At 69.7% G+C, this 6,282-nt stretch carries 5 protein-coding genes; 3 read left to right on the forward strand and 2 right to left on the reverse strand.

Features of this window, described 5'->3' with window-relative positions:
• Window positions 1-11 precede the first annotated feature (11 nt).
• Both glgX and ACZ67T_RS17885 read right to left on the reverse strand, forming a co-directional pair.
• Entirely contained in the window at window positions 12-2,141 is a 2,130-nt protein-coding gene (gene glgX, locus ACZ67T_RS17880) for a glycogen debranching protein GlgX (RefSeq protein ID WP_469984984.1), read from the reverse strand.
• A gap of 172 nt (window positions 2,142-2,313) precedes the next feature.
• On the reverse strand, window positions 2,314-2,892 hold the full coding sequence (locus ACZ67T_RS17885) for a pep a2 (RefSeq protein WP_469984986.1): 579 nt from the start codon (window positions 2,890-2,892) through the stop codon (window positions 2,314-2,316).
• A gap of 272 nt (window positions 2,893-3,164) precedes the next feature.
• On the opposite strand from ACZ67T_RS17885, the gene ACZ67T_RS17890 reads away from it, so the two are divergent.
• The 3 genes from ACZ67T_RS17890 to ACZ67T_RS17900 form a co-directional block, all read left to right on the forward strand.
• Window positions 3,165-3,470, forward strand: a complete 306-nt coding sequence (locus ACZ67T_RS17890; protein ID WP_469984988.1) for a DUF5133 domain-containing protein — start codon at window positions 3,165-3,167, stop codon at window positions 3,468-3,470.
• Between the two features lie 251 nt (window positions 3,471-3,721).
• The gene (locus ACZ67T_RS17895; protein ID WP_469984989.1) at window positions 3,722-5,731 is read left to right on the forward strand and encodes an alpha-1,4-glucan--maltose-1-phosphate maltosyltransferase; all 2,010 of its coding nucleotides are present in this window, start codon (window positions 3,722-3,724) and stop codon (window positions 5,729-5,731) included.
• Window positions 5,728-6,282 (forward strand): alpha-amylase family glycosyl hydrolase (locus ACZ67T_RS17900; RefSeq protein WP_469984990.1); only part of this gene is annotated, 555 nt, incomplete at its 3' end. The genes ACZ67T_RS17895 and ACZ67T_RS17900, both read left to right, overlap by 4 nt.

Raw genomic sequence — 6,282 nt, forward strand, 5'->3', positions numbered from 1 at the left:
GGACGGCGCGTTCAGTCTTGCGCGCCGGGTGCCGTCCTGGCCTCCCGGGACAGCAGGATCAGGCTGCGGGCCTCGACCAGCACATCGGTGCCCGGTTTGTGTTCCATCTCGTCCGCGACACCTTGCGGGTCGGTGGTGTCGATCCGGGTGGTCCACCGCTCGCCGTAGGTGGCGTCCGGGAGACGGAAGCGGACCGGCTTCCAGTAGCTGTTGAGGAGCAGCAGGAAGGAGTCGTCGACCACCGGCCGCCCGTACGGAGTGGGCTCGGCGATGGCGTCGCCGTTGAGGAACACGGCGACCGAATGGGCGTCGCCGCGCTGCCAGTCGTCGTCCGTCATCTCGCGCGCGTCCGGGCGCAGCCACACCAGGTCGGGCAGGGGCCGGCCCTTGTGGGTGTGCGTGTCGCCGCGGAAGAAGCGGCGGCGGCGCAGCACCGGGTGGGCGGCGCGCAGGGCGATGGTGCGCCGGGTGAACTCCATCAGCTCGCGCTGGTCGTCGCTCAGGCGCCAGTCGATCCAGGAGATCTCGTTGTCCTGGCAGAAGGCGTTGTTGTTGCCCTGCTGGGTGCGGCCCAGTTCGTCGCCGTGGGCGAGCATGGGGATGCCCTGGGAGAGCAGCAGCGTGGCGAGGAGGTTGCGCTGCTGCCGGCCACGCAGTTCGAGCACGCCTTCGTCGTCGGTGGGGCCCTCGACGCCGCAGTTCCACGACCGGTTGGTGCTCTCGCCGTCCCGGTTGTTCTCACCGTTGGCCTCGTTGTGCTTGTCGTTGTACGAGACCAGGTCGCGCAGCGTGAATCCGTCGTGGGCGGTGACGAAGTTGACGCTGGCGCGCGGGCGGCGGCTGTCGTGCTGGTAGAGATCGGAGGAGCCGGTGAGCCGGGAGGCGAACTCGGCGAGGGTGTTCTCGCCGGAGCGCCAGAAGTCCCGTACGGAGTCGCGGTACTTGCCGTTCCACTCCGACCACTGGGGCGGGAACTTGCCGACCTGGTAGCCGCCCTCGCCCACGTCCCACGGCTCGGCGATGAGCTTGACGCGTCCGATCACGGGGTCCTGCTGGATCAGGTCGAAGAACGCGGAGAGCCGGTCCACCTCGTGGAACTGCCGGGCCAGTGTCGCCGCGAGGTCGAACCGGAAGCCGTCGACGTGCATCTCGGTGACCCAGTACCGCAGGGAGTCCATGATGAGCTGGAGCACGCTGGGGTGCCGCATCAGCAGGCTGTTCCCGGTGCCGGTGGTGTCGTAGTAGTGCGCGGGGTCTCCGTCGACGAGCCGGTAGTAGGACGCGTTGTCGATGCCGCGGAAGGAGAGCGTCGGGCCGTTCTCGTTGCCTTCCGCGGTGTGGTTGTAGACGACGTCGAGGATCACTTCGAGGCCGGCCGCGTGCAGCGCCTTCACCATGGACTTGAACTCGGTGACCTGCCGGCCGCGGGTGCCCTGGGCGGCGTACGCGTTGTGCGGGGCGAAGAAGCCGATCGTGCTGTAGCCCCAGTAGTTCGACAGGCCCTGGTCGCGCAGGAAGCCGTCCTGCGCGAACTGGTGCACCGGCATCAGCTCCACCGCGGTCACGCCCAGCGAGGTCAGGTGCTCGATGACCGCCGGGTGCGCGAGGCCCGCGTAGGTGCCGCGCAGTTCGGCGGGGACCTCGGGGTGGGTGCGGGTCAGGCCGCGTACGTGGGCCTCGTAGATGACGGTGTCGGCGTACGGGCGCAGGGGCGGGCGGTCGTTGCCCCAGTCGAAGGCGCTGTCGGTCACCACGGCGACCAGGGTGTGGCCCGCGCTGTCGGACGGGGACGGTCCGGCGGCCGCCCGCTCGAAGAGCGAGGGGTCGTTGTCCATCTGTCCGTCGACGGCGGTGGCGTACGGGTCGAGGAGCAGCTTCGCGGGGTTGCAGCGGTGACCCGCCGCCGGGTCCCACGGGCCGTGCACGCGGTAGCCGTAGCGCTGGCCGGGGCCGACGGCGGGCAGATAGCAGTGCCATACGAAGCCGTCGACCTCGGTCATGGTGACCGTGTCGTGGCTGCCGTCGTCGTGGAGGAGGACGAGGTCGACGCGCTCGGCGACCTCCGTGAACAGGGCGAAGTTCGTTCCGTCGCCGTCGAATGCCGCGCCGAGGGGATAGGGGCGTCCGGTCCAGGTGAGCATCCGGCCACGGTACGGATGATCTTGTTGTCGGTGTCGTCACCGCGCCGCCCGCACCTCGTCTGCCGCGCGCCCGGCCCTCGTGTGCCGCTGTCCTGGCACGCCGCCGGGCCGCGGCTGCCGAAGCAGACCGCGGCCCGGTGCGACACGCTCCGGACGGATTGCCGTGCTGCTGTCACGTGACCGGCGTCGGGCGGACGACCCTGCGCGGGACGGACAGTTGCGGCTCGCGTGCACGGGCTGCCGGGGCGGTGTCCACGAGCGGATCCGTGACCACTGACCCCGCGAACGCCGGGACAGGGACCTCGCGCGGCATCTCGAGCGCTTCGCTGATGCGCGGCGGGGGTCCGACCGGGACCAGCGGGGCGCGTTCACCGAGACGGGCACGGCGCGAGAACCAGATGATCTTTCCCGTGGGGGTGGCGCAGCCGCCCCAGCCGTCGCTCAGCGCGGCAATCTCCGCGAGGCATCCCTCCTTCGGTGCGTAGTGCGGGCCCGGCAGGTCACGCTCGTGGTCGGACACCGCGGTGATCAGATGCTGGCCGTTCCACCACATCTCGACGGTGGTGTTCTTGTCCGTGGCGTGCTCGTCGATCGTGTGAAGCAACACCTCGACGCCGCGGCAGACGGGGTCGACGAGAATGTCCAGCTTCCAGTACCGGAGGTGGGCGGCCAGGATGCGCCTGACCTGCCCGACACGCTCCGAACTGACCTCGACGTCGAGGTGGTAGTAGCAGGGGACTGCTGTATTCATCGTCTTCGGCTCCTCACCGGCGAAGCTCCCGCTCGTTGCTCGCCCCCCACGGGCCGTACCCCGAACACGTAGCGTGAGCACTGATCGCTCCTGAGTCAGCCTCAGGATGAGAGCGCTACTCCATTCGTGCAACACGAGGAGCCGCTCCCGGCGTCGTTGAAGCTCCAACAGGACGGGAAGTACCGCCAAATGCACCATGGGACGGGGTACCGATCGGCGTAATGGTTCGGTGCCTCTCCGTGCACGGCCCCAGCGCACCGACCCGGTGCACCGTGCACATCGAAGAGTGGGAAGTGAACAGCGACATGTTGCTGCCTACCAAAACCGAAGTCGCCAGTCATCTGGCGCAGTACCGCGCGTGGGAACGCCTGCGGCTGGCGGCGCCCGCCGACCGGCAGGTGCGGGCCCACTTCGAGGACACGGCCTACACGTTGTGCGTGCTGATGGGGAAGCGATGCGGGCGCGAGGCCGCCGACGCGGCCGAGCGCTATCTCCGTCCCGGCGTGGAGCATCCGCCCATGGCCGCCCCGCCGCTCGCGGCGCCCGCGGTCGCCGTCGCCGCCCTCAGCGGGCCGTGACGCCGGACCCTCCGGCAGAAGCGGGATGCCGGCCGACACGCCTGAACCGGGGCATTTCCCGACAGGCCGAGCCCGGTCGGCTCCCGTAGCGTGTCGCCGGAGGGACGCAGCCCGTGGATGACACCCTGCAGTGCCCGGCCACGTGCCGGGCCAACTGGTGTGCGAGTGACGGCGCGTCCCGTGGCGCATGTGAACCCGGCGGGCCCCCGAGCGAGGACGGTCCTGCCTCGAGCACGGCGGAGGTGCAACTGATGAACCCAGGCACGGTGACGGGCCGCGTCCCGATCGTGGACGTCCTCCCGGCCGTCGACTGCGGCAGGCGTCCGGCGAAGGCGGTCCCGGGCGAGACGTTCGAGGTCTCCGCCACGCTCTTCGGAGAGGGCCATGCCGCCGTCTGCGCCAATGTGGTGCTGCGCGGCCCCGACGGCCGGCCGGGCCCGTGGACCCCGATGCGTGAACTGTCCCCGGGAAGCGACCGCTGGGGCGCCGACGTCACCCCGGCGGCCGTGGGCAACTGGACCTACTCGGTGGAGGCGTGGGGCGATCCCGTGTCCTCGTGGCGCCGGTCCGCCGGCATCAAGATCCCGGCCGGGATCGACACGGAGCTGATCCTGGAGGAGGGTGCCGCGCTGCACGAGCGAGCCGCCGCCGGCGTTCCGGAAGGCGCGGGACGCAACGCGGTCCTCGCGGCCGTGGACGCGCTCCGCGACGAGGACCGGCCTCCCGCCGCCCGCCACGCGGCGGCCCTCGCGCCGGACGTGACCGCAGCGCTGGCGCGGCATCCGCTGCGCGAAAACATCTCCCGCTCCGCGCCCCTGCCGCTGCTCGTCGAGCGCGAACGGGCGCTGTACGGGGCCTGGTACGAGATGTTCCCGCGCTCCGAGGGCGCTGTGGTCCGCGAGGGCGAACGCCCGGTGAGCGGCACCTTCCGCACGGCTGCCGAGCGCCTTCCCGCCGTCGCCGCCATGGGTTTCGACGTGGTCTACCTGCCGCCGATCCACCCCATCGGCACCACCTTCCGCAAGGGGCCGGACAACAGCCTGTCGGCCGACCCGTGGGATGTCGGAGTGCCGTGGGCGGTGGGCTCTCCCGAAGGCGGTCACGACGCGATCCACCCGGACCTCGGCACGCTCGACGACTTCGACGCGTTCGTGCGCCGGGCCGGGGAACTGGATCTGGAGATCGCTCTCGACTTCGCCCTCCAGTGCTCCCCGGACCACCCGTGGGTGGAGAAGCACCCGGAGTGGTTCGAGCACAGATCCGACGGCACGATCGCGTACGCGGAGAACCCGCCGAAGAAGTACCAGGACATCTACCCGATCGCGTTCGACCAGGACATGCTGGGGCTGATCGAGGAGACGACCCGGGTCCTGCGTTTCTGGATGCGGCACGGGGTCCGCATCTTCCGGGTCGACAACCCGCACACCAAGCCCGTCATGTTCTGGGAGCGGGTGATCTCCGACATCAACCGCAGCGACCCCGACGTCGTGTTCCTCGCCGAGGCCTTCACCCGGCCCCCGATCATGAGGGCGCTCGCCAAGGCCGGTTTCCAGCAGTCGTACACGTACTTCACCTGGCGCGACACGAAGCAGGAGCTCACCGAATACCTCACGGAGCTCTCCCGGGACACGGCCGCCTACATGCGTCCCAACCTGTTCGTGAACACACCCGACATCCTGCCCCGCTACCTCCAGCAGGGCGGCCGCCGCGCCTTCGAGGTGCGCGCCGTGCTCGCGGCGACGCTCTCCCCGACCTGGGGGGTGTACGCCGGATACGAGCTGTGCGAGAACACCCCGGTCCGCGAGGGCAGCGAGGAGTACCTCCACTCGGAGAAGTACGAACTGCGGCCGCGCGACTGGGAGTCGGCCGAGCGCGAGGGGCGCTCCATCGCCCCGCTCATCACCACCCTGAACGGTGTCAGGCGGAACCACGCCGCCCTGCGACTGCTCAGGAATCTCCACTTCCACCGGACCGACAACGACGCGCTGATCGCGTACAGCAAGCGCTCGGGCCCCGACACGGTCGTGGTGGTCGTCAACCTCGACCCCCATCACGCCCAGGAGGCGACGGTCTCTCTGGACATGTCGCAGCTCGGACTCGACGCGCACGCGAGCGTGCCGGTCCACGACGAGCTGACCGGCGAGACATACCAATGGGGCAGGACGAACTTTGTGCGCCTCGAGCCGGGCCGTACGCCCGCGCACATCCTCACCGTCCTGCGACCGTCCTCACCGCCCACCGGAGGGTCACCCACCACATGATCGTCAACAAGCCCGTCCCGGACACCTTCGAGGACACCCCCACCAAGGACAGGGATCCCGACTGGTTCAAACGCGCTGTCTTCTACGAGGTCCTCGTCCGCTCCTTCCAGGACAGCAACGGCGACGGAGTCGGCGACCTCAAGGGCATCACGTCCAGGCTGGACTACCTCCAATGGCTGGGCGTGGACTGCCTCTGGCTGCCCCCGTTCTTCAAGTCCCCACTGCGGGACGGCGGTTACGACGTGTCCGACTACACGGCGGTCCTGCCCGAGTTCGGCAATCTCGCGGACTTCGTGGAGTTCGTCGACGCCGCGCATCAGCGCGGGATGCGCGTGATCATCGACTTCGTCATGAACCACACGAGCGACCAGCATCCGTGGTTCCAGGAGTCCCGCAAGGACCCCGACGGGCCGTACGGCGACTACTACGTCTGGGCCGACGACGACAAGCAGTACCAGGACGCGCGGATCATCTTCGTCGACACGGAGGCGTCGAACTGGACCTTCGACCCCGTGCGCAAGCAGTACTACTGGCACCGCTTCTTCTCCCAC

The organism is Streptomyces sp. NPDC107517 (assembly GCF_055582645.1).